This window comes from Streptomyces sp. NPDC005266 (assembly GCF_040607655.1).
Classification (GTDB): Bacteria; Actinomycetota; Actinomycetes; order Streptomycetales; family Streptomycetaceae; genus Streptomyces.
This window is the reverse complement of the sequence record NZ_JBEXHC010000002.1, coordinates 433,764-455,202: the sequence shown is the minus strand read 5'-3', so window position 1 is coordinate 455,202 and position 21,439 is coordinate 433,764. Positions and strand designations below refer to the sequence as shown.

Sequence of the window (21,439 nt, the reverse complement as noted above, 5' to 3'; positions counted from 1 at the left end):
TGCCGCCCGCCCGGCGGCACGCCACCGGAATGGCCACCCTCGCGCCGGATCTCCATGTGCTGGCCGCGGACGACGACTTCTTCCGGCACTTCGGCGGCTCCTCCGCCGATCTGTGCGGTCGCAATCTCTTCGAGTTACTGCACCCCAGCGCGCCCTCCGTATTGCGGGAGCACTTCTCGCGGCTGCACGACGGGCGGCGCACCCGCTTCACCGAGCGCGTCGTCGGATATCGCTCACGGGGCGGGGTGTTTTCGGGCAAGCTGACCGGTACGGCCATCCAGGGGCCCTCCGACCGGCTGTCGGCCATCGTCGTCCTGGTGAAGCCGGATGACGAACAGGCCGCCGAGTCCACCACCCACCGCGGGAAGCTGCTGTCGCCACTGGAGGCCCGGATCCTCGAGGGGGTGGCCGCGGGCGCCTCAACCATGCAGATGGCCACCAAGCTCTATCTCAGCAGACAGGGCATCGAGTACCACGTCGGGTCGATGCTGCGGAAGTTGAAGGCGCCCAACCGCGCCGCCCTGGTCGCCCGTGCCTACGCGGCGGGCATGCTGACCGTGGGCGCCTGGCCGGCCCGGGTGCTTCCGGATTTTGTGAGGTAACGGTCATCCTGCCGAGGCGCGTCCGGGCGCTCAGTAGGCTGAGACGGCCATGCACTCATTTCCCTCCCCGCGGCGCACGCCGCGGCGCCGTCCTGACCACCGGCCGCCACGCGGCGTCGTCTCCGCCCTGCTCGCCGTGGTGGCCGCCGGATGCGCGCCCCAGAGCGGGGTGCGGGACGACGGCGCCGCGCCCACCCTGTCGGCGCCCACCAGTGCGGAACCGCTGTGGCCCGGCTTCACCCCGCCGACCGTGCCCTCAGCGAGCGAGCCGCCCGGCTTCAAGCGCTATCTGCCCCTCGACAAGGTCCGGGTGCCCCCGCGCGGGCTGGCCGCCCTGTCCGCGAAGACGCTGCTGGAGCACGACCCCAATGTGCCGGAGGTGGTGCAGCAGGTGATCGCCGGGTGCCCGGCCGGCGACTGCCCGCTGCGCGCCGCCGTCCCCCGTGATGTGACCGGTGACGGCCACAGCGAGCTGGTGGTGGCGGTCGACCTGCCGAAGTTCGAGCGGACGCTGCTCCAGGTCTACGCGGCCTCGGGCCGCACGGCCCGCCCGGTGCTGATCTACTGGGGCGCCCTGGGGATCACGGGCGAAACATTCGGCCGCGATCTGCTCATCTCCGGGACCGGTGAGGATGGCCGGATCACCACCCGCTTCCGCTGGAACGGTGATGTCATGGCGGCCGTCACTCCGGAGGATGCCACCGATTCCCCGCGGGAGCCCGCGGACGGCCGCACCACCCCGCGCCCGGCCCCGAGTACGGATACAAGGACGACACCATGACCCCCGCCTTCACCCCGCCCGGCCCCGCCCCCGGCTCCGCGACCGAGGCGCGGCTGCTGCTGGTCGAGGACGACGAGGTGATCCGTAACACGGTGCGGATGGCCCTGGAGCGATACGGCTTCACGGTGTTCACCGCGGGCGATGGGCTCACCGGTCTGGAGAAATTCCGCGAGAAACAGCCCGATCTGCTGCTGCTGGACATCATGCTTCCGGAGCTGGACGGTATCGGACTGTGTCGCAGGGTCCGGGAGTTCAGCCTGGCGCCGATCCTGATGATGTCCGCGCGCGGCGACGCCCTGGACGTCGTCTCCGGTCTGGAGGCGGGCGCCGACGACTATGTGGTCAAGCCGTGCGAGAGCGCGGTCCTGGTCGCCCGGATCCGCTCGCTGCTGCGCCGGGCCTCGTTCGCCCCCGTGGCCCCAGGCCCGCGCGACGGGGGTCACGGGGGCGGGGCCGGACCGGATCCGGCGGAGGGGACGGACACGCTCGTCTTCGGCGATCTGACCATCGACACCCGCGGTATGGAGGTGCGCCGCGCCGGGCAGCCGCTGGCCCTGACCCCCACCGAGCTGCGGATGCTGCTGGAGTTCGCCGCCTCGCCCGGTGTGGTGCTCGAGCGCCGTACGCTGCTGAGCCGGGTCTGGGACCACGCGTGGCAGGGCGACACCCGGGTGGTCGACCTCCATGTGCAGCGACTGCGGGCCAAGATAGGCGCCGAACGGATCGAGACGGTCCGCGGCTTCGGCTACAAGCTGCGGCGCTGACGATGACGCTGAGACGGCGGATCGTCGCCCTGGTGGCGGCGGCCACCTGCGCCGCCGCCTCGGCGGTCGGGGTACTGGTGCACAACGCCTCGCGCGACCGCGAGCTCTCGCAGGCGCGCGAGGCCGCCCGCACCACGCTCGACCGGGCCGCGCTCGCCTACACCCGCACCGGCGCGGTCCAGGGCACGGGCGCGGTCCTGGACGCCCCCGGGCTCCCGGGAGGCCTACGGCGCCTGGTGCGCAAGGGGCATCAGGGCACCGAGTTTCTCAGCGGTACGGGCGGGCCCGCGATGTGGGCGGCACGGCCCGCGGGCGACCAGATCCTGTCCGTACGCATCGATATGAGCACCTCGATGGCGAACATCAGCGCGCTCGACACCAACATCACACTGGCCGGTCTGGTGACCACCGCCGTGGTGCTGCCACTGGGCATGGTGACCGCCGAGCGGATGAGCAGACGACTGCGGACCGCGGCCGCCACCGCGCGGCGGATCGCGGCCGGCGATCTGGACGCCCGGATCTCCGCCGCCTCCCGTCCGCACGACGAGATCGACGAGATTTCCCGCGCCGTGGACTCGATGGCGGCCGCGCTCCAGGAACGGCTGCTGCGCGAGCAGCGGTTCACCGCCGATGTGGCGCATGAGCTGCGCACCCCGCTGATGGGGCTGGTCACCGCCGCCGAGCTGCTCCCGCCCGGGGAGGCGGCGGGATATGTGCTCGACCGGGTGCGGGTGCTGAGCACGCTGGTCGAGGATCTGCTGGAGATCTCGCGGCTGGACGCGGGCGCGGAGCAGGCGGATCTGTCGCCCTGCCCGCTCGGCCCGGTCCTCGAGGAGACGATCGCGCGGACGGGGCTCGCCGTACGGCTGCGGACCGGCGGGGAGGAGGGCGCAGGGGACGGGGAGGGGCCCAAGGTGTGGACGGACCCCCGCCGTCTGGAGCGCATCGTGGCCAACCTGGTGGTCAACGGCCACCGTCACGGCCGGGAACCGGTCGAGGTGACGGTCGCGGCGGACGGCAGAACGGTGACGGTGCGCGACCACGGCCCCGGGTACCCGGACGATCTGCTGGACAAGGGCCCGCAGCGGTTCCGCACCGGCGTCCGGGAACGCGGCCGGGGCCATGGCCTGGGGCTGACCATCGCGGTGGGGCAGGCTCAGGTCATCGGCGCCACCCTGGAGCTCGGCAACGCACCCGGCGGCGGCGCGGTCGCCACCGTGCGCCTGCCCAAGGGCCCGGAAAACGGGCCGATACACAACTGATACACAATCGAGCGCTGTTCGAGCCCTGACCGACACCCGCCTTTGCGGGTCCGAAGATCTTCACTGCCGAGGATGGCGGCGGCCCCCGCGAACCTCTCGCGGCAGGGATCGACGGAGGTGCTCCCGGTATGACAAGTCCGCTGACGGCCCTGCGCGCCCGGCGTAAGCCGGGCCGCGCGGAGACGGCGGAGAAGGACGCCAGGCCCCCGGGTCGGCGTCGCAAGCGGGGAAGCAGGGGGAAGACGCGCCGCACCGGTATACGGCGCTTCTTCACCTGGCGCAAGGTGCTGGCCTATGTCATCACCCTGTGCGCCCTGCTGATCGGGGCGTTCACCGTCCTCTACTACTCCATCGACATACCCAAGGCCAACGCCCAGGCGAAGGCACAGAGCAACATCTACCAGTACAGCGACGGCACGATCCTCGCCCGCACCGGCGAGATCAACCGTGAGATGGTTCCCATCAGCCGGGTGCCCAAGGCCGTGCAGCACGCGTTCGTCGCCGCCGAGAACAAGTCCTTCTACCAGGACTCCGGCGTCGACCCGATGGGCGTCCTGCGCGGGCTCGTCAACACCGTGGCGGGAAAAGGCACTCAGGGCGGTTCGACCATCACCCAGCAGTACGTCAAGAACTACTACCTCAGCCAGGAGCAGACGGCCACCCGCAAGATCAAGGAGCTGGTGATCTCGCTCAAGGTCGATCAGCGCAACTCCAAGGACGACATCCTCGCCGGGTACCTGAACACCAGTTACTTCGGACGGATCGCCTACGGCGTCCAGGCCGCCGCCCGTGCGTACTACGACAAGGACGTCGAGGACCTCAGCGTCGAAGAGGGCGCGTATCTGGCGGCGCTGGTGCAGGCCCCCAGCCAGTACGACTGGGCGGTCGCGAGCCCCAAGGGGAAGCGGCTGGTCAAGCAGCGCTGGAACTATGTGCTCAACAACATGGTCGAGACGGACTGGCTGGACGCGGCCACGCGGAAGCGGATGCGCTTCCCCGTGCCGAGGAACCCCGAGCCCGCCCCCGGTCTCGACGGCCAGGCCGGGTATCTCGTGGACACCGCCAGGAACGAGCTCATCGCGGCGGGCGTCAGCGAGCAGGAACTCGCCGCCGGTGGCTGGACCATCACCCTCAACGTCGACCCGGCCAAGCAGCAGGCGCTGCAGGACGCGATGCGCAATGCGCTCGGCGACTTCGAACCGGGCAAGCAGGCGCGTAAGGACGCTGCCGACACCCAGGGTGGCGCGGTCTCGCTGGACCCGAAGACCGGCCGGGTGCTGGCGCTCTACGGCGGCCGGGACTACACCAAGCACTATCTCTCGAACGCGACCCGCGGCGACTACCAGCTCGGTCCGGTCTTCGAACCCGTCGCCGCCGCCGCGGGGATGGAGACCAAGGTGCGGCCGGATCAGAGCGACGACGGACTGGCGCAGGTGAAACGGACCGCGGTGGCCCTCGGCATGGACCCGGACGGCGGCGGCTTCAACACTTCCCAGTCGGTGGCACTGGGGCTGATGGGGTCGAGCCCGATGAGGATGGCCGGGGTCTACGCCTCGTTCGACAACCAGGGGCGGCGGATCACCCCGACCATCGTGAAGTCCGCGCAGCGCGGTGACGAGCGGGCCGGACCGCCGAAGGCCGTGGGCGATCAGGCGGTCCAGCGAGTGACGGCCGACATGGTCACCGGCAGTCTGCTCGAAGACGATGGAACGGACGCGGCACGCGGCATCGCACGGCCCGCCGCGGCCAAGGCCGGTGTCTCCGACGACAAGAAGGCATCCTGGTTCGTCGGCTACACCCCGGAGCTGGTCACCGCCGTCGCCCTGTTCGGCGAGGACGCGAAGAGCCAGAAGCAGATCCGGCTCAAGGACACCGGCACGAAACGCGTCGCGGGGATCTGGACCGCCTATACCGACACGGCGCTGCGCGATACGCCCGGGTCCGGGTTCGACCTGAGCGACCCCCTGCCGGGGACGGACGGAGTGCCGTCCCCGGAGCCGACCTTGGGGCTATCGCAGGGCCAGCGCGGCCGCGAGGCCGGTGAGGCCGGCGCCGCCGAGGAGGCAGGCCAGTAGCAGCCGGCGGCGCAGCGCGCGATAGACGCCCCGGTACTCCGCCCGGAGCTCCTCGCAGCGCCGCGCCACCAGCCGCAGCATCCGCTCGGTGACGGCCAGCTGGTCCTGGACGTAGAGGCGTTCGACCTCCGCCCGCTGGGCGGAGGTCAGCCAGTCCAGCCGCCCGCTGAAGCGGCGCGCCCGCTCCCTGGCCCGCTCCCGTTCCGTCTGGAGCAGCACATAGCCCTCGATCTGGTTGATTCCGGCGGCGATGCCGACGGCCTCGGTGGCTTTGGCCATGCTCACACCGCACTCTCCCGCCGGTCGACGTCCGGGTGGTGCAGATCGAACGCCGGGGATTCGGAACGGATCTTCGGCAGCGTGATGAAGTTGTGGCGGGGCGGCGGGCAGGAGGTCGCCCACTCCAGGGATCGGCCATATCCCCAGGGGTCGTCGGTCTCGACCTTCTTTCCGTATCTGGCGGTCTTCCAGACGTTGTAGAGGAACGGCAGGAAGGACAGGCCGAGGACGAAGGAACTGATGGTCGAGACCGTGTTCAGCGTGGTGATGCCATCGGCGGCCAGATAGTCGGGAATTCTGCGTTGCATGGCCTCCGCGCCCAGCCAGTGCTGCACCAGGAAGGTGCCGTGGAAGCCGAGGAACAGGGTCCAGAAGGTGATCTTTCCCAGCCGCTCGTCCAGCATCCTGCCGGTGAACTTGGGCCACCAGAAGTGGAATCCGGCGAACATCGCGAAGACGACGGTGCCGAAGATGACGTAGTGGAAGTGGGCCACCACGAAGTAGGTATCCGAGACGGCGAAGTCCAGCGGCGCCGAGGCCAGGATCACCCCGGTCAGACCGCCGAAGACAAAAGTGATCAGGAAGCCGATGGCCCAGAGCATCGGGGTCTCGAAGCTCAGTGATCCCTTCCACATGGTACCGATCCAGTTGAAGAACTTCACACCGGTGGGCACCGCTATCAGCAGGGTCATGAACGAGAAGAACGGCAGCAGCACTCCGCCGGTCACATACATGTGGTGCGCCCACACCGTCACCGAAAGACCGGCGATGGCGATCGTCGCGGCGATCAGGCCGATGTAACCGAACATCGGCTTGCGGGAGAAGACCGGGATGACCTCGGAGATGATGCCGAAGAACGGCAGCGCGATGATGTACACCTCGGGATGGCCGAAGAACCAGAAGAGGTGCTGCCACAGCAAGGCGCCGCCGTTGGCCGCGTCGAAGACATGCGCCCCGAACTGACGGTCCGCCTCCAGGGCGAAGAGCGCGGCGGCCAGGACCGGGAAGGCGAGCAGCACCAGCACGCCCGTCAGCAGCACGTTCCAGGTGAAGATCGGCATCCGGAACATCGTCATGCCCGGAGCGCGCATGCAGATGATCGTGGTGATGAAGTTGACCGCACCGAGGATCGTGCCGAAGCCGGACAGCGCCAGACCCATGATCCACATATCGGAGCCGACGCCCGGCGAGCGGACCGCGTCCGACAGCGGGGAATAGGCGAACCAGCCGAAGTCGGCCGCGCCCTGCGGGGTCAGAAACCCGCCCACCGCGATCAGCGAGCCAAACAGATAGAGCCAGTAGGCGAACATGTTCAGCCGCGGGAACGCCACATCCGGCGCGCCGATCTGCAGCGGCATGATCCAGTTTGCGAATCCCGCGAACAGCGGGGTGGCGAACATCAGCAGCATGATCGTGCCATGCATGGTGAACGCCTGGTTGAACTGCTCGTTGTTCATGATCTGCAGCCCGGGACGGGCCAGTTCGGCGCGCATCAGCAGCGCCATCACCCCGCCGACGCAGAAGAAGGCGAACGAGGTGACGAGGTAGAGCGTGCCGATCGTCTTGTGATCGGTGGTGGTCAGCCACTTCACGGCCGCGGACCCCGGCCCGGGGCGGCGCGTCGGCGGGGCGGCCGAGGGTACCGCGACAACACTGTTGTTACTCATGACCGGTAGGTGTCCGGCACCGTCCGGATCGTCACCGGGAGGGCCTCTCTGTGTTTCTTTCCCCGGGTGTGATGATCGGGGACGTGCCGGACACCTACGGATCATGAGCACCGACGACGCCTTCGACGCCGCGTACCGCGAGCATTACTGGGCGGTCAGCCGCTTCGTGGCCCGGCGCCTGGACGACCAGGCATGGGAGGTCGAGGAGGTGGTCGCCGAGGTCTTCGCGGTGGCCTGGCGGCGCCGGGCCGAGTTGCCCGAGCCACCGCTTCCGTGGCTGTACGCGGTGGCCCGGCACTGCCTGGCCAACACCGTGCGCGGCAAGGGCCGTTACCGCAGGCTGCTGGCCAGGCTCGGCCATCACGAGGCGACGCGCGGTGGACGCACCGTGGAGAGCCCGGACGCCGAGCGGCCGGGTTCCTGGGTGCTGGAGGCGCTGGCCCGGCTCACCGAGGCCGACCAGGAGGTGCTGCGGCTGACGGCATGGGAGGAGCTGACCGTGGAGGAGCTGAGCGCCGTCCTGGGGTGCGGCCGGTCCGCGGCGGCGATGCGGCTGCACCGGGCGCGGCGGCGGCTGCGGGCGCAGATCGGCATCCTGCGCAGCTCGGATCGGGTGTCACTGGGGTGCATGAGCGACAAGGACGGACAGGCATGACCGACGAACTGGATCTGCTCCGCGACGCCAATCCCGTGCCCGCAGACACCGGGCCCTGGCGGGACCGGCCGCTGGACGCACGGGCCGAACTGCTGCTGAAGGGGCTGCCGTCCCGGGACCGCCGGCGCCACACCGTCCGCCGCGCGGTCTGGAGCGTCGGCACCGCGGCGGCCGCGGCGGTCGTCGCCCTCGCGCTGACCGTCTCGGGCACGGGTTCCTCTCCCGCCGTGGCCGCGCCGAAGCCGCTGGTGGCGCACGTCTCCCGGGCCGATGTACCGCTCGCGGAGATCGCCCGGCGGGCCCGGGCCGCGGCCGCCGTCACCCCGGGGAAGAGCCGGCGCGGCAGCCATGTGCAGACGTGGTCGCTGGGCATGGAGGAGGACAAGGACGCGGTGGTCTCCCCCATGGAGTCGCTGACGCGCTGGGCCGCGGACGGCAGCGGCTCACTGCTGGAGGTGGCCACCGACCCGCGCCACCCGGGCCGTCCGGTCATCGGCGACGGCGTGCCGCCTCGCACGGTGCACGACGGCAAGGTGCTGCGCCGGGAGAGCTACCCGGAGGGTACGTACGGGGCGAACGGGAGCTACTTCGAGACGCCGCCGGCCGGCACCGCCGCGCTCCGCGGCTACCTCGCCGTCTGGACCCGGGGCGCGGACCGCGATCCGGTGGAGCTCCTGACCGCCGTCGAGTCCTTCCTCAAGGTCTGGACACCGGGCCCCCGCCAGATCGCGGACATCGCCACCCTGCTCTCCCGGGTCGAGGGGCTGCGCCCGGTGGGCAAGGTCACCGACCGGCTCGGCCGCGAGGGGCAGGCATTCCGGTTCACCCCCGGCCATGGGGCCCGGTATCTGGTCGTCCTCGATCCGGACGACGGGAGGGTGCTGGACATCGAGGAGACCGTCACCCGCGACGATCCGGCATACCGGATCAAGGCGGGCGATGTGCTGTCCTACACGGCCTGGATGTGAGGGCGGGGCAGGTGCCCGGAGGCGCGGATCAGGAGTCATCCGGCTGGCAGTGCGGACACCAGACGCTGGTCCGCCCCGCGACCCGGGTGCGCCGCAGCGGATGGCCGCAGCGCGGGCAGTGCGGGTCCGGGTCGTCACGGCGGCCGGTGAGCCAGCTGGGGCGGTCGGGCACCCGTTCCGCACGCACCGAGGCGCGCAGCACCTCGCGCATCGAGTTATACAGCCGCTCGCGTTCGTCGTCGGTCAGCGCACTCGTGGCGCGCCGCGGCGGAATCCGCGCTCGCCACAGGATCTCGTCCCCGAGCAGATTGCCCAGCCCGGCGATCACGGACTGATCGGTCAGGGTGGCCTTGATGCCGCCGCGCCGCCCCTTGAGCAGCTCGTCGAAGTCGGACCGGCTCAGGGAGAGGGCGTCCGGGCCCTGCTCGCCGAGGACCGGGCCGATGTCGGCGTCGGTGGGCGCGACCCAGATGCCCCGCAGTTTGCGCTGGTCCTCATAGCCGAGCCGGCGCCCGTCGTCGAGGGTGAGGGCGACGCGCTCGAACCGGCCGGGCGGATCGGTCGCCGCGCCACAGACCAACCGGCCGGTCATGCCGAAGTGCAGCAGGAGCGTGGGACCGTCGGTGGGGGCGATCAGCCACTTGCCGTGCCGCCGCGGCTGGGCGAAGCGGCGGCCCTCCAGGTCCTTGCGCAGCCGCTGCGGGGTCACCCCGTGCAGCACCCCCGGATCGGCCACCTCGACGCGCTCGACACGGCGGCCCTCCGCGCAGGACGCCAGCGTCCGCCGAAACCCCTCGACGTCCGGTAGCTCAGGCATAGCGCCAGATTACGACCGGTACGCACGGTGTGCAGGGAAGCCGCGGTGACCATGGGCCCGGTCGGTACCGGGCGCCGTGGCGTCGCTCGCACCTCATCGAGCGGACCGCCGGAGCGGCCGGTCCGGCTCAGGACACTGCGGCCGGGGCGTCGCCGAACTCACCCATCGCGTCCGCGACGATGGCCTGGAGGCGGGCATGGTGGGCGCCGCGCCAGTAGACGCGGTCACAGACCGTGCAGCGGGCGAAGACGTCGTACGTACGCCGCGTACCGTGCTCGAGATGCTCGCGCACGGTGTCCTTGTCGGTGTCCTTCAGCGGTCCGTTGCAGGCGGTGCAGCGGGTCCACGGGGCGAGGCGCGGGGTGAACCGGCCCAGGACGTCGCGGAGCTGTTCATCGGGCCGGTCGCTGTAGACATACGCCCCGGCCCACAGCTCCCGCCGCCGCAGCAGCCCCCGGTCGCGGGAGAGCAGCACCCGGCGCTGGGCGGCGGAGCGGGCGGCGAGCTCCGGGTCCCCGATGTCCTCGCTCTCGTACGCGGCGTCGACGCCCAGCAGCCGCAGCCGCCGCGCGAGCGTCCCCAGGTGCACGTCGAGCAGAAAGCGCAGCGGCGCCCCGGGGACGTGCTGGGGCCGTACGACCGGGAACACCTCCACCGTCTCCCCCGCCCCGGGCACATGGGAGACCGCCGTCTCCCGGCCGTCCACGAGCAGCCGGCCGACCTCGGTGAGCGGGACCCCGAGCGACTCGACGACATGGCCGAGGGTGGAGGCACCGTCGGTGACGACGGCCGTCCGTCCGCGGCGCCGTTCGAGGACGGCGAAGAGCCGCAGTTCGGGGGCGAGGATCAGTTGGATCTCCGGTCCGTTCACACCGCCAGCATGCCAGGATGCCGGGGCCGAGGCGATGCGAATTGCCCGCCGTGATCGGGTACGGGCGCCGGGGTCAGGCGGGCGGGTGGGATCGGGCGGCGCGCCGCCGCCTGCGGCGGCGCCAGGCCAGCACCCGGACGTACTCCTCGTGCACGACCCGGCCGAGCAGCGCCCCGCCGAAGACCACATAGCCGACGCCGACCAGCCAGGACTGGACGACCAGCACCACGCCGATCGATCCGTAGGAGACCGCGCTGGCGGCGATCAGCGGCGAGAACACCAACTGGGAGAAGACCCGCAGCCCCAGCAGTCCGCCGCCCGTGGCCAGGGCGCCGGGCAGCAGGGCGCCCCAGCTGATCCGCCCGCCGAGCAGCAGCCGCTGCGACCACCAGAAGAAGAGCACGGTGCCCACCACGGCGACCACCAGCCGGATCGAGCCGCGGCCCAGATGCGCCGAGAGCAGCAGGTAGCAGACGAGCACCACGAGCCAGACCAGATGGCGCCAGACGTTGTGCCAGCGGCCGGCCGGCAGCTCCCACACCTTCTCGTAGCCGACCTGCACCGCCGCGCCGAAGCGCAATCCGAAGACGGCGAGCGTCGCGAGACCGAACGCCGTGGTCGTCTCCAGCGCCCGCCTGGGCGGGGCGAACAGCCGCTCCACCTCGTCCCGCGAGCCCTCGGACACCCCAAGCCCCTCGGCCAGCCACTGGGCGAACCCGACCCGGTTCACCGGGTCGGCCGCGGCGACCACGATCAGCAGCGGTACCAGGGTGAGAAAACCGAGCGCGGCGAAGCCCATCGCCCTGTGCAGCAGTTCGAACTCACTGCCCCGCCGCCAGCCCCTGCCGATCGCGGAGAGATGGAATGCCCGGGACAGCCGCCGGTGCCACGACCCGCGACGCGGGGAGCCGGAGGACTTCTCGGACATACCCACTCCCCTACCCGCGCCACCGGCCCGGACCCGGCACGCGGGAACGCGCGCCTTCCGGCGCGCGGATCACAAATCTCCGCTCCGCTCTGCCACCTGCGCTGAGGACCTTACGAAACGTTCGATTTATTCGCTTAAATCCTTTTGATCCAGACTACTCGGCATGGATGGCCGTGCAACCCACGGCTCCAGCGGAGCCGGGGCAACCGTGTCAGACGGCCGCCCCGCTCTCCGCGTCGATGACGCTGACCCGCACCGCCGGTTCCCGTACGGCCTCCAGGCTGGCCGCGGCGTCCACCGCGAAGAGGACCAGGACCGGCCGGGCGGCCTCGCCCCCGCCGTGCACCCCGGCGAACTGGAGGATGCGCCAGCCGCCGTCGTCCCAGTGGTCCAGCAGCCCGGACCGTACGACGGGCGACGCGTGCCGCCAGGCCCGCGAGTTCTCCAGCAGTTCGACGGTCGCGGCGACCGGGACCGCCGCCGGGGCGCGGGTGCCGGCGAGCGGATGGCCGGCGAGCCGCAGCCGCAGCCGGCGCAGCGGGACCAGCCATCGGCGGCCGGAGCCCGCTGAGAGGGCCGCCAGGGCCGCCGCCGTGACGAGGATGCAGCACAGCGCGGCGCCCGGCCGCCGCGTGGCCACGCTCCACCAGGGCTGCTGGGCCAGGGCCGCCGCGAGGCCGCCGGTCAGGACCGCTCCGGCCCTGACGAAGGCCCCCCAGGCGACCGGGGCGGCGTCGTGCGCCGTGCAGCCGCAGGACGATCCGGGGGCGGCGGCGCGGGCGTAGCCGAGATAGCCGAGGAAGCCCGCGCCGAGAACGGCGGCCGCCGCACCCGGCGCCCAGGTGGCGGGCAGCGCCATCAGCGCGGCGGCGAGGAGGAGTTCGACGGCGCCGAGGACGCGCAGCGCGGCCGCCGCCCGGCCGCCGCCGCGCAGCAGCCGCGCGAGCGCGGTGCCGGCCGCCTGCCGTGCGGTGCCGCGGCCGAACAGCTTGGCCGCTCCGGCCGGGCCCAGCAGCCCGGCGAGCAGCAGCGGGGCGAAGGCGGTGGCGAGCGGGACCAAGTCGGTGGCGGCCACGACCGGCGGGCTCATCGTCGGCTCCCGGCACCGGGCCCGACCGAGACCCGGACGATGTCCACCGAACCGTCGGACGGCCGCCACGCGCCCAGCACCTGGGCGCCCTGTCCGATGCGCAGCCGGGAGAGATCGGCGGTGGGCGAGGCGCCTGAGTAGGTGGCGTTGGTGTTGTCCGCGACGAGGTTGCCGACGATCTCGTGACGCCCGTGGGCGAGATGCAGCCGGGTCTTCTCGATACCGCGGATGGTGGTCTGGAGGTTCACGATGTTGACCCACACGGCGTCGGCGGCGAGGGTGCCGTCGGGCATCGCGACACCGCGGGCGTAGAGCCCGTCACCGGTCTCGATGTCCGCCGCCGTGGTGGCCCGGACCTTCCAGACGCTGGTGGCGTTGGTGACCCGGACCCGGGAGTGATCCCCGTAGGAGCCCGCGACCTCCAGCACACCGCCGCCGATCGCCGTGATCCGTCCTTCCACGAAGGAGCTCTCCGCGATCGCCGGGTCGAGCGGGCGGTGCGGGGGCCGGGCGAAGGCGGCGTCGGCATCGACGGCGCCGAGGGCGGTCGCTTCGATGAGGCCGGTGCCGGCGGCCGTCCCGACGACGGTGCCGATGACGGTGGCGCCGCGCAGGGCGGCGGCGGTGAGAAAGCGCCGGCGGTCGACGGTGCCGCCGGATGTGTACCCGCTCATGTCCTGCCCCGCCTCACTCGTAGATGGTGACCGGCAGGCGGCCGGAGCTCAGGCTGCCGATGGCGGAGAACGCTGCGGGCGTGAGGTCGATGACCCGGTTGGCCCGGCAGGTGCCGTCGCAGCAGGTGGACTCGGAGCAGAAGCTGCGGGTGCGCGGCCCGCAGTCGCTGACGGTCACACAGACGCTCGCGCCGGAGCACTGGTGGCGCACCTTCATGGTGGAGCCGCAGCCGCGCCGGGGGATGTCCTCGCCGCACAGGTCCGGGCGGGTGATGTCCCAGCACGCCTGGGAGGCGTTGGGCCAGGCGGCCTGCAGGGCGCTGGACCGGCAGGTGCCGCAGGCGCCGCCGCCCGCGCTGGCGCACGGCCCCCAGGCGTTGCCGCAGCAGAACCAGGTGGCCTCGCCCTTCCACAGGCTGGTCGATCCGCACGCCATGTCGATGTCCTTCCCGGCTCTCCTCGGCCCCGGAGCAGCACCATCATGCGTACGGTCGGCACCGGCCGCCACGCGAGCGCGGCCGTCCCGGGGACAGCCGCTCACAGCCTCTCGACGATCGTGACGTTGGCCTGTCCCCCGCCCTCACACATCGTCTGCAGTCCGTATCGGCCGCCGGTGCGCTCCAGTTCGTGCAGCAGCGTCGTCATCAGCTTGGCGCCGGTCGCGCCGAGCGGGTGGCCGAGCGCGATGGCCCCGCCGTTGACGTTGACCCGCTCCGGATCGGCACCCGTCTCCCGCAGCCAGGCCAAGACAACGGGGGCGAACGCCTCGTTGATCTCCACCAGGTCGATGTCACCGATCGTCATGCCGGACTTCTTCAGCGCGTGGGCGGTCGCCGGGATCGGCGCGGACAGCATCCGGATGGGGTCCTCGCCGCGTACCGAGAGATGGTGGACGCGGGCGCGCGGGGTCAAGCCGTGCTCCCGTACAGCCTGTTCGGAGGCGATCAGCAGCGCCGCCGCGCCGTCGGAGACCTGGGAGGAGAGCGCGGCGGTGATCCGGCCGCCCTCGACGAGCGGCTTCAGGGTGGCCATCTTCGTGAGGCTGGTGTCCCGGCGCGGCCCCTCGTCCACCGTGACCTCCCCGTAGGGTACGAGCTCGCGGCCGAAGCGGGCCTCGTCGATGGCGCGCACCGCCCGCTGATGGGAGCGGAGCGCGAACTTCTCCATGGCCTCCCGCGAGATGCCCCACTTCTCGGCGATCAGCTCCGCCCCGTGGAACTGGCTGACCGGTCGGCCGCCGTAGCGCGCCCGCCAGCCCTCCGAGCCCGCGAACGGCCCTTCGGTCAGCCCCAGCGGCTCGGCCGCCGGGCCGCCGGCGAAGGCGATCGGCACCTGGGACATGTTCTGCACTCCGCCCGCGACCACCAGGTCCTGGGTGCCGGAGAGCACCGCCTGCGCGGCGAAGTGCAGGGCCTGCTGCGAGGAGCCGCACTGCCGGTCGACGGTCACGCCCGGCACCTCCTCCGGCAGCCCGGCGGCCAGCCAGCAGGTGCGGGCGATGTCCCCGGCCTGCGGCCCGACGGTGTCCAGACAGCCGAAGACCACGTCCTCGACGGCGGCCGGGTCGGCGCCCGAGCGCTCCATCAGCGCGCGCAGGACCTGCGCGCCGAGGTCGGCGGGGTGGACGGAGGCCAGCCCTCCGCCACGCCGCCCCACCGGGGTGCGCACCGCTTCGACGATGTATGCCTCGGCCATGGCCGCTCCTCCAGTTCATTCTCGCGGAATGACGCCGTCTCGCGGGGTGACGCCGTCCAGGACCATCGACAGATACTGGCGGGCGATCTCCTCGGGGCTGTGCTGCCCGCCGGGCCGGTACCACGACGCGGCGACCCATACGGTGTCGCGAAGAAAGCGGTACGCCAGCTTGATGTCGAGGTCGGCGCGGAAGACACCCTCGGCCACTCCACGCTCCAGGGTGCCCAGCCACGCCTGTTCGAACTTCCGCTGTGAGGCTGTGAGGTAGCCGAAGCGGGGTTGGGCGGAGAGGTGCTTGGACTCCTTCTGGTAGATCGCCACGGCGGCGCGGTGCCGGTCGATCTCCCGGAAGGACTCGGTGACCAGCGCCTCGATGGTCTCCCTGGGGCCGAGCCCGGCGCCGAGCACGTCCTCGTATCCGGCCCACAGCTCGTCCAGGAAGGTGGAGAGGATCTCGTCGATCATCGACTCCTTGGAGTCGAAGTGGTAGTACAGGCTGCCCGCGAGCATCCCCGCCTCATCGGCGATCCGGCGGACGGTGGTCGCGTTGTAGCCGTGCGCGGCGAAGACCTCGGCCGCGGTCGCCAGGAGTTCGCGGCGGCGCTCGGGGGCCGGGCTCACGGTGGTCTCCTTCTCGCTCTTGCTGCTTTTCCGCACATGGTCATTGTCGCGTCGCTTCAGCGTGCTCGCTGCTGACGGACACCCTCTCGCCGGTCATGTACGAGGAGTAGCCGCTGACGAGGAAGACGATGCCGTTGGCGACCTCCCAGGGCCCGGCGCAGCGGCCGAACACCGGCCGCACAAGCCCTCGGCACGGGCTCGCGCTGCTGGAGCGCACCGTGGCGTACGTCGGGCAGCGCACCCAGTTCGGCCGCCCGATCGGCTCGATCCAAGCGGTGAAGCACCAGGTGGCAGGTGGCCGCGGGCGAGGCCGCGTACGCGGCGGCCCGGACCGCCCGCCAGTTGCACGGCGCGATCGGCTACACGGACGAGTACGACCTGTCCCTGTGGCTCCGCAGGGCCCGGGCCCTGGGCGGCGCCCGGGGCTCGCCCTCGGCCTGCCGCGCCCGCGTCCTCGCGCGCTGAACCGGTCCCGATCGGGGTCGAACAGCGCTGAACCGTGTCATCCGCTCCGGTTCTTGATCCATGCTGTACCGACCAACCGCGAGCGAACAGAGGGGTACCCGTCATGCACCGGCCCCGGCCCACCCTGGAGAACGTGGCGCGGCACGCCGGCGTCTCGCGTGCCACGGTGTCCCGCGTCGTCAACGGCTCCACCAAGGTCGGTGAGGAGAGCCGCGATGCGGTACTGCGGTCGATCCAGGAACTGGGCTACATCCCCAACCAGGCCGCCCGCAGCCTGGTCACCCAGCGCACCGACTCCTTCGCCCTCGTCCTCCCCGAGGAGCCGGGCCGGGTCTTCTCCGACGATCAGTTCTTCCCGGGGGTGGTGCGCGGGGTGAGCCAGCAGCTGGAGGCGGCCGACAAGCAGCTGGTGCTGATGATGGCCCGCTCCCCCGCCAGCCGGGACCGTATCGAGCGCTTCGCCCAGGCGCGCCACGTCGACGGCGTCATGGTCGCCTCGATGCACGGCGCCGATCCGCTGCCGCCCGCCCTGGCCGGGATGGGGATTCCGGTGGTCTGCAACGAGCGGGTGCCGGGCCCCGCGTCGCTGCCGTACGTGGGCGTCGACAATGTGGTGGGCGCGACGCTGGCCGTGGAGCATCTGGTCCGCACCGGGCGCACCCGGATCGTCACCGTCGCCGGCCCGCAGGACATGGTGGCCGGGATCGACCGGCTCGCGGGCTACCGGGCGGCGCTCGGCGAGGCGGGGCTGGAGTCGGCCGTGGCCGCCGGCGACTTCACCCAGGAGTCGGGGGCGGTCGCGATGCGGGATCTGCTGGACCGGGAGCCGCGCCTGGACGCCGTCTTCGTGGCCTCCGATCCGATGGCCATCGGGGTGCTACGGGCCCTGCGCCAGGCGGGGCGTCGGGTCCCGGACGATGTGGCGGTGGTGGGGTTCGACGACATCGAGACCGCCCGCTACACCGAGCCGCCGCTGACCACCGTGCGCCAGCCGATCGCCGAGCTCGGCCGCCAGCTGGCCCGCCAGTTGCTGCGGCTGACCGCCGGGGAGGACATCGAGCCGGCGCTCGTGCTCCCGACGGAGCTGGTGGTCCGCGAGTCGGCGTAGCCGAAGTGCGATCGCCGGGCAGCGCTGTGGCCGGCTCCCGGGTGGCGCCCGCCGTGTGGTGCCCCTGGGTGACCGGGTGCCCCGGCACCCCGGGCGGAGGCGGCCTCAGCCCCCGCCCGCCAAGCGCGGCAGCAGCGCGCGGAAGTCCCGTTCGAACGCGTCGTAGCGGCGCCGCAGCTCGGCGCCCGGCCAGTCCTCGGGCAGCAGCCGCGCCGGGAGGACGGGGTCGGCCAGGAGATGCCGGAGCGCGGCGGCCGCGACGGTGAACCGCTGGGCCGGGCCGTCCGCCCGGTCCAGCGCCGCGCCGAGCAGCCTGGCCTGGCGGGCCCAGCCGTCCAGGTCCCACAGGCGCGCGGCGAGCTCGGCCGGGTCGCCCTCCGGCGCGCCGGTGAACCAGCCGCACTGCGCGGCGACGACATCGGGGCGCGGGCGGACGAGATTCGCGGGGCGCAGCCAGGCGCCCTCGCGGAGCTCGGCCAGCCGCAGGTCGGCCATCGCCTGGCGCAGTGCCGCACGCTCGGCGGCCGCGCGCCGGTCGGAGGTGACGACCGCGAACTCCCAGGTGCCGTCCCAGCGCCGGGTGCGCGGGACACGGCTGTCGTCCTGCCGCGCCTGACGGGCCAGCAGCCGGTCGGTGAGCCGGTAGGCGCCGCCGCGCTGCTCGAGGTCACCGGCGGCGACCATACGGGTCAGCGCGACCCGGATGGTGCCCTCGGCGGTGCCGAAGAGCGCGCCGACGCGGACCAGGGCGCGGGCGGACAGCTGGGGCGGGTGATGGCCCAGCAGGGTGCTGAGCACGATCGAGCGCGCGGTCAGCGGCCGCAGGGAGAGCGTTCGGGTGTCATCCATGGTTACGCGGAACTCTATCCATTACAGTTCTTCATCGCGCATGATGGAAGTGTAAGACCGGGTGTGAGACCGCGGCGAACGAGGAGATGCCTGCCATGAGCGCTACGCACGAGGTCCTCAATCAGGCCCCGCCGCTCGTCGGCTTCAGCACGGCGGACGACCCCGCCCTCCTGGAGGCCCTGCGGCGGGACGGCGGTGGCTGGGGCGAGGAGGAGGTCCGGGAGCTGGGCGCGCGGGCCGGTACCGCCGAGGTCCAGGAGTGGGCGCGGACGGCCGAGGAGCACCCTCCGGTGCTGCACACCCACGACCGCTACGGCCATCGCGTCGACGAGGTCGAGTACCACCCCGCCTACCACCAGCTGATGACCGTTGCCGTGGAGAGCGGCCAGCACGCGGCCGCGTGGGCCGAGAGCCGCCCCGGCGCCCACCTGGTGCGCGCGGCGAAGTTCTACGCGTTCGCGCAGGCCGAGCCGGGCCATGGCTGCCCCGTCTCCATGACGTACGCGGCGGTCCCGGCACTGCGTGCCGAGCCGGAGCTGGCCGCCGCGTACGAGCCGCTGCTGACCGCCCGTACGTACGACTTCGGGCTGCGCCCGCCGCTCGCCAAGCGGGGCCTGATCGCGGGCATGTCGATGACGGAGAAACAGGGCGGCTCGGACGTCCGCGCCAACACCACCCGCGCCGTGCCGGCCGGCGACGGCACGTACGTCCTCACCGGCCACAAGTGGTTCACCTCCGCGCCGATGAGCGATGTCTTCCTGACGCTGGCCCAGACGGAGGAGGGCCTGACCTGCTTCCTGGTGCCGCGCGTCCTGCCGGACGGCACCCGCAACCCGCTGCGGCTGATGCGGCTCAAGAACAAGCTGGGCAACCGCTCCAACGCCTCCTCCGAGATCGAGTACGAGTCCGCCGTGGCCTGGCGGGTCGGCGAGCCGGGCCGCGGCGTGCGGACCATCGTCGAGATGGTCAATGTGACCCGGCTGGACTGCGTGATCGGCTCGGCGGCAGGCATGCGCGCCGGGCTGCGGCAGGCGCTGCACCACGCCGAGCACCGCCGGGCGTTCGGCACCGAGCTGATCGACCAGCCGCTGATGCGCAATGTGCTCGCCGATCTGGCGGTCGAGTCCGAGGCGGCCACGACGCTCGCGCTGCGGCTCGCCGCGGCCCTGGACCGGGCGGAGGCCGGGGACGAGGGCGAGGCGGCGCTGCGCAGGCTGGGGCTCGCGGTCAGCAAGTACTGGGTGTGCAAGCGCGGATCCGCCCACGCCGCCGAGGCGCTGGAGTGCCTGGGCGGCAACGGCTATGTGGAGGACTCCGGTATGCCTCGCCTGTACCGCGAGGCGCCGCTGCTGTCCATCTGGGAGGGCTCCGGCAATGTCGCGGCGCTCGACGTCCTGCGCGCGCTGGGCCGCGAGAACGGGGCGCTCGACGCCTTCCTCGCCGAGGTCGACGCCGCCGCCGGGGCCGACGCACGGCTGGACGCGGCCGTGGCCCGGCTGCGCGCACTGCTGCCGCAGCTCGCCGACCCCGAGCGGGCGCAGCTGCTCGCCCGGCGCCTCGCCGAGCAGATGACGCTGGTGCTGCAGGGCAGTCTGCTGGTGCGGCACAGCGATCCAGCGGTCGCCGACGCGTTCTGCGCCTCACGGCTCGGCGGGGACTGGGGGCACGCCTTCGGGACCCTGCCGCCGGGGACGGACACCGGCCCGATCCTGGAGCGGGCGCGCCCGAAGGACGCGCGATGACGTCCGCGGACGGTACGGGTGACGCCGCCCCGGCGGTCCGCGTGGAGCGGGAGGGGCCGGTCACCACGGTCGTACTCTCCCGCCCCGAGGTCCGCAACGCCGTGGACGGGGCGACCGCCACGGCCCTCGCCGACGCCTTCCGCGCCTTCGATGCCGATCCGCGGGCGCGGGTGGCGGTGCTGTGGGGCGAGGGCGGCACCTTCTGCTCCGGCGCCGATCTGAAGGCGGTCGGCACCGAACGCGGCAATCGCGTGGCCGAGGACGGCGACGGGCCGATGGGGCCCACCCGGCTGCGGCTGGCCAAGCCCGTCATCGCGGCGGTCAGCGGCCACGCGGTCGCGGGCGGTCTGGAGCTGGCCCTGTGGTGCGATCTGCGGGTCGCGGAGGAGGACGCGGTCTTCGGGGTCTTCTGCCGCCGCTGGGGCGTCCCGCTGATCGACGGCGGTACGGTGCGGTTGCCGCGGCTGATCGGGACGAGCCGCGCCATGGACCTGGTGCTGACGGGCCGTCCGGTACCGGCCGACGAGGCGCACGCCATGGGGCTGGCCAACCGCCTCGTACCGCCCGGACAGGCCCGCGCGGAGGCGGAGCGGCTGGCGGCCGGGATCGCCCGCTTTCCGCAGACCTGCCTGCGCGGCGACCGGGCCTCGCTGCTGGAAGGGGAAGGGGTGACGGAGGAACGGGCGATGGCGGGGGAACTGCGCCATGGGCAGGTGACACTGGCCGAAGGACTCGACGGCGCGGCGCGGTTCGCGGCGGGCGCCGGACGGCACGGGAGCTTCGGCGACCTGTGAGCGGGCGGGACCACCACCCGGCGAGGTAAACCTGACACGCGGTAACTTCGGCGCGTTTTCCCCTATCCGGGCGAATCCCTGCCCTCGTACGGTCGGCGGCGGCCCGACCGGCCGAACATCTTCCTCGTGACACGATGGCATCGCGCATGGCGAGCGGGGGCTCTCACCACGGCCCTTGTCCTCGCCTCGACGGGGGCGACAGCCGTGGCCGACGGGGACGATGACGGGCGCGGTGACGGCTCGGCAGCCGTCGCTCCCGCCCCGCGGCGGACGACCGACGCCCGGGTCAGGGCCGGGACCGCGGACGAGGGGCCGCATGTGTCCGTACGGGCCGAGATCCGTCCGGGCTGCTGTCTCCGCGTCGACACCTCGGCCGGCCGGTTCACGGTCATCGCACGTTACGGATGGTGTCCCACGCCCACCCCCACCCCGACACCGACGCCCACCCCGACACCGAGCCCCACACCCACCCCCACCCCGACACCGAGCCCCACACCCACGCCCACCCCGACGCCGTCCGCCACGCCCACCCCTACCCCCACACCCACTCCGACGCCCACGCCATCACGCACGCTCACGCCCACGCCATCACCGACACCCACGCAGACGCCCAGCCCCACCCCCACGCGGGCGCCGCAGGCACCGGCCCCCACGCCACCCCCAAAACGGCCGGCGTCCCAGCCAAGGCCCACGGCCACGCCCACCACCGCGCCCGCGCTTCCGCCGCCACTG

22 protein-coding genes and 1 pseudogene are annotated in these 21,439 nt (G+C 72.5%); 11 read left to right on the top strand and 12 right to left on the bottom strand.

Annotated elements, in window-relative coordinates; translation table 11 throughout:
* The first annotated feature begins 29 nt into the window (after positions 1–29).
* The 5 genes from ABZU99_RS05710 to ABZU99_RS05690 all read left to right on the top strand — a co-directional run bounded on the left by ABZU99_RS05710 (position 30) and on the right by ABZU99_RS05690 (position 5,484).
* Positions 30–602 carry a LuxR C-terminal-related transcriptional regulator gene (locus ABZU99_RS05710; RefSeq protein WP_355947470.1) on the top strand — a complete coding sequence of 191 codons (573 nt, stop codon included), beginning with the start codon at positions 30–32 and terminating at the stop codon, positions 600–602.
* 49 nt (positions 603–651) lie between these two features.
* Positions 652–1,383 (top strand): hypothetical protein, encoded by a 732-nt coding sequence (locus ABZU99_RS05705; RefSeq protein ID WP_356045395.1) that lies wholly within the window; start codon positions 652–654, stop codon positions 1,381–1,383.
* Positions 1,380–2,147: a two-component system response regulator CseB gene (cseB, locus tag ABZU99_RS05700; RefSeq protein WP_356045398.1), complete on the top strand. Its 768-nt coding sequence runs from the start codon at positions 1,380–1,382 to the stop codon at positions 2,145–2,147. Before ABZU99_RS05705 ends, cseB begins: the two co-directional genes overlap by 4 nt.
* Positions 2,148–2,149: 2 nt before the next feature.
* Positions 2,150–3,409 carry a HAMP domain-containing sensor histidine kinase gene (locus ABZU99_RS05695; RefSeq protein ID WP_356045400.1) on the top strand — a complete coding sequence of 420 codons (1,260 nt, stop codon included), beginning with the start codon at positions 2,150–2,152 and terminating at the stop codon, positions 3,407–3,409.
* 128 nt (positions 3,410–3,537) lie between these two features.
* Complete coding sequence (locus tag ABZU99_RS05690) at positions 3,538–5,484, top strand: transglycosylase domain-containing protein (RefSeq protein WP_356045402.1); 1,947 nt, start codon at positions 3,538–3,540, stop codon at positions 5,482–5,484.
* Here ABZU99_RS05690 and ABZU99_RS05685 read toward each other — a convergent pair.
* Both ABZU99_RS05685 and ctaD read right to left on the bottom strand, forming a co-directional pair.
* Entirely contained in the window at positions 5,419–5,763 is a 345-nt protein-coding gene (locus ABZU99_RS05685) for a hypothetical protein (RefSeq protein ID WP_356045619.1), read from the bottom strand. The genes ABZU99_RS05690 and ABZU99_RS05685 overlap by 66 nt on opposite strands.
* 2 nt (positions 5,764–5,765) lie before the next feature.
* Positions 5,766–7,430 (bottom strand): cytochrome c oxidase subunit I, encoded by a 1,665-nt coding sequence (gene ctaD / locus ABZU99_RS05680; RefSeq protein WP_356045404.1) that lies wholly within the window; start codon positions 7,428–7,430, stop codon positions 5,766–5,768.
* A gap of 103 nt (positions 7,431–7,533) precedes the next feature.
* On the opposite strand from ctaD, the gene ABZU99_RS05675 reads away from it, so the two are divergent.
* Entirely contained in the window at positions 7,534–8,085 is a 552-nt protein-coding gene (locus ABZU99_RS05675; RefSeq protein ID WP_355947453.1) for a sigma-70 family RNA polymerase sigma factor, read from the top strand.
* Entirely contained in the window at positions 8,082–9,053 is a 972-nt protein-coding gene (locus ABZU99_RS05670; RefSeq protein ID WP_356045406.1) for a CU044_5270 family protein, read from the top strand. Before ABZU99_RS05675 ends, ABZU99_RS05670 begins: the two co-directional genes overlap by 4 nt.
* 28 nt (positions 9,054–9,081) lie before the next feature.
* On the opposite strand, the gene ABZU99_RS05665 is transcribed toward ABZU99_RS05670, so the two are convergent.
* The 9 genes from ABZU99_RS05665 to ABZU99_RS05625 all read right to left on the bottom strand — a co-directional run bounded on the left by ABZU99_RS05665 (position 9,082) and on the right by ABZU99_RS05625 (position 15,921).
* Positions 9,082–9,870 (bottom strand): DNA-formamidopyrimidine glycosylase family protein, encoded by a 789-nt coding sequence (locus ABZU99_RS05665; protein WP_356045409.1) that lies wholly within the window; start codon positions 9,868–9,870, stop codon positions 9,082–9,084.
* A gap of 127 nt (positions 9,871–9,997) precedes the next feature.
* The gene (locus tag ABZU99_RS05660; RefSeq protein WP_355947444.1) at positions 9,998–10,741 is read right to left on the bottom strand and encodes a Mut7-C RNAse domain-containing protein; all 744 of its coding nucleotides are present in this window, start codon (positions 10,739–10,741) and stop codon (positions 9,998–10,000) included.
* Positions 10,742–10,814: 73 nt separating this feature from the next.
* The gene (locus ABZU99_RS05655; protein ID WP_355947442.1) at positions 10,815–11,669 is read right to left on the bottom strand and encodes a ribonuclease BN; all 855 of its coding nucleotides are present in this window, start codon (positions 11,667–11,669) and stop codon (positions 10,815–10,817) included.
* Positions 11,670–11,880: 211 nt separating this feature from the next.
* Complete coding sequence (locus ABZU99_RS05650; RefSeq protein ID WP_356045413.1) at positions 11,881–12,759, bottom strand: MauE/DoxX family redox-associated membrane protein; 879 nt, start codon at positions 12,757–12,759, stop codon at positions 11,881–11,883.
* Positions 12,756–13,433 (bottom strand): cell wall protein, encoded by a 678-nt coding sequence (locus tag ABZU99_RS05645; protein WP_355947436.1) that lies wholly within the window; start codon positions 13,431–13,433, stop codon positions 12,756–12,758. The genes ABZU99_RS05650 and ABZU99_RS05645 overlap by 4 nt, the downstream gene beginning before the upstream one ends.
* A 13-nt stretch (positions 13,434–13,446) precedes the next feature.
* Positions 13,447–13,869: a septal ring lytic transglycosylase RlpA family protein gene (locus ABZU99_RS05640; RefSeq protein ID WP_355947433.1), complete on the bottom strand. Its 423-nt coding sequence runs from the start codon at positions 13,867–13,869 to the stop codon at positions 13,447–13,449.
* A gap of 101 nt (positions 13,870–13,970) precedes the next feature.
* Positions 13,971–15,128, bottom strand: coding sequence for an acetyl-CoA C-acetyltransferase (locus tag ABZU99_RS05635; protein ID WP_356045417.1), 1,158 nt, complete (start codon positions 15,126–15,128; stop codon positions 13,971–13,973).
* Between the two features lie 15 nt (positions 15,129–15,143).
* Complete coding sequence (locus ABZU99_RS05630; RefSeq protein ID WP_356045621.1) at positions 15,144–15,749, bottom strand: TetR/AcrR family transcriptional regulator; 606 nt, start codon at positions 15,747–15,749, stop codon at positions 15,144–15,146.
* A 40-nt stretch (positions 15,750–15,789) separates the two neighbouring features.
* Positions 15,790–15,921 (bottom strand): hypothetical protein, encoded by a 132-nt coding sequence (locus tag ABZU99_RS05625; RefSeq protein ID WP_356045632.1) that lies wholly within the window; start codon positions 15,919–15,921, stop codon positions 15,790–15,792.
* 22 nt (positions 15,922–15,943) lie between these two features.
* Between ABZU99_RS05625 and ABZU99_RS05620 the strand changes: the two are divergent.
* Positions 15,944–16,214: pseudogene (locus ABZU99_RS05620) on the top strand (acyl-CoA dehydrogenase family protein); the annotation flags it as partial.
* A gap of 103 nt (positions 16,215–16,317) precedes the next feature.
* A complete protein-coding gene (locus ABZU99_RS05615; protein WP_355947424.1) occupies positions 16,318–17,322 on the top strand; it encodes a LacI family DNA-binding transcriptional regulator in 1,005 nt (334 codons plus the stop codon).
* Between the two features lie 105 nt (positions 17,323–17,427).
* On the opposite strand, the gene ABZU99_RS05610 is transcribed toward ABZU99_RS05615, so the two are convergent.
* Positions 17,428–18,171 (bottom strand): PaaX family transcriptional regulator C-terminal domain-containing protein, encoded by a 744-nt coding sequence (locus tag ABZU99_RS05610; protein WP_355947421.1) that lies wholly within the window; start codon positions 18,169–18,171, stop codon positions 17,428–17,430.
* 95 nt (positions 18,172–18,266) lie between these two features.
* Between ABZU99_RS05610 and ABZU99_RS05605 the strand changes: the two genes are divergently transcribed.
* Positions 18,267–19,913, top strand: a complete 1,647-nt coding sequence (locus ABZU99_RS05605; RefSeq protein WP_355947418.1) for an acyl-CoA dehydrogenase family protein — start codon at positions 18,267–18,269, stop codon at positions 19,911–19,913.
* Positions 19,910–20,707, top strand: a complete 798-nt coding sequence (locus tag ABZU99_RS05600; RefSeq protein WP_356045420.1) for a crotonase/enoyl-CoA hydratase family protein — start codon at positions 19,910–19,912, stop codon at positions 20,705–20,707. Before ABZU99_RS05605 ends, ABZU99_RS05600 begins: the two co-directional genes overlap by 4 nt.
* Positions 20,708–21,439: the final 732 nt, after the last annotated feature.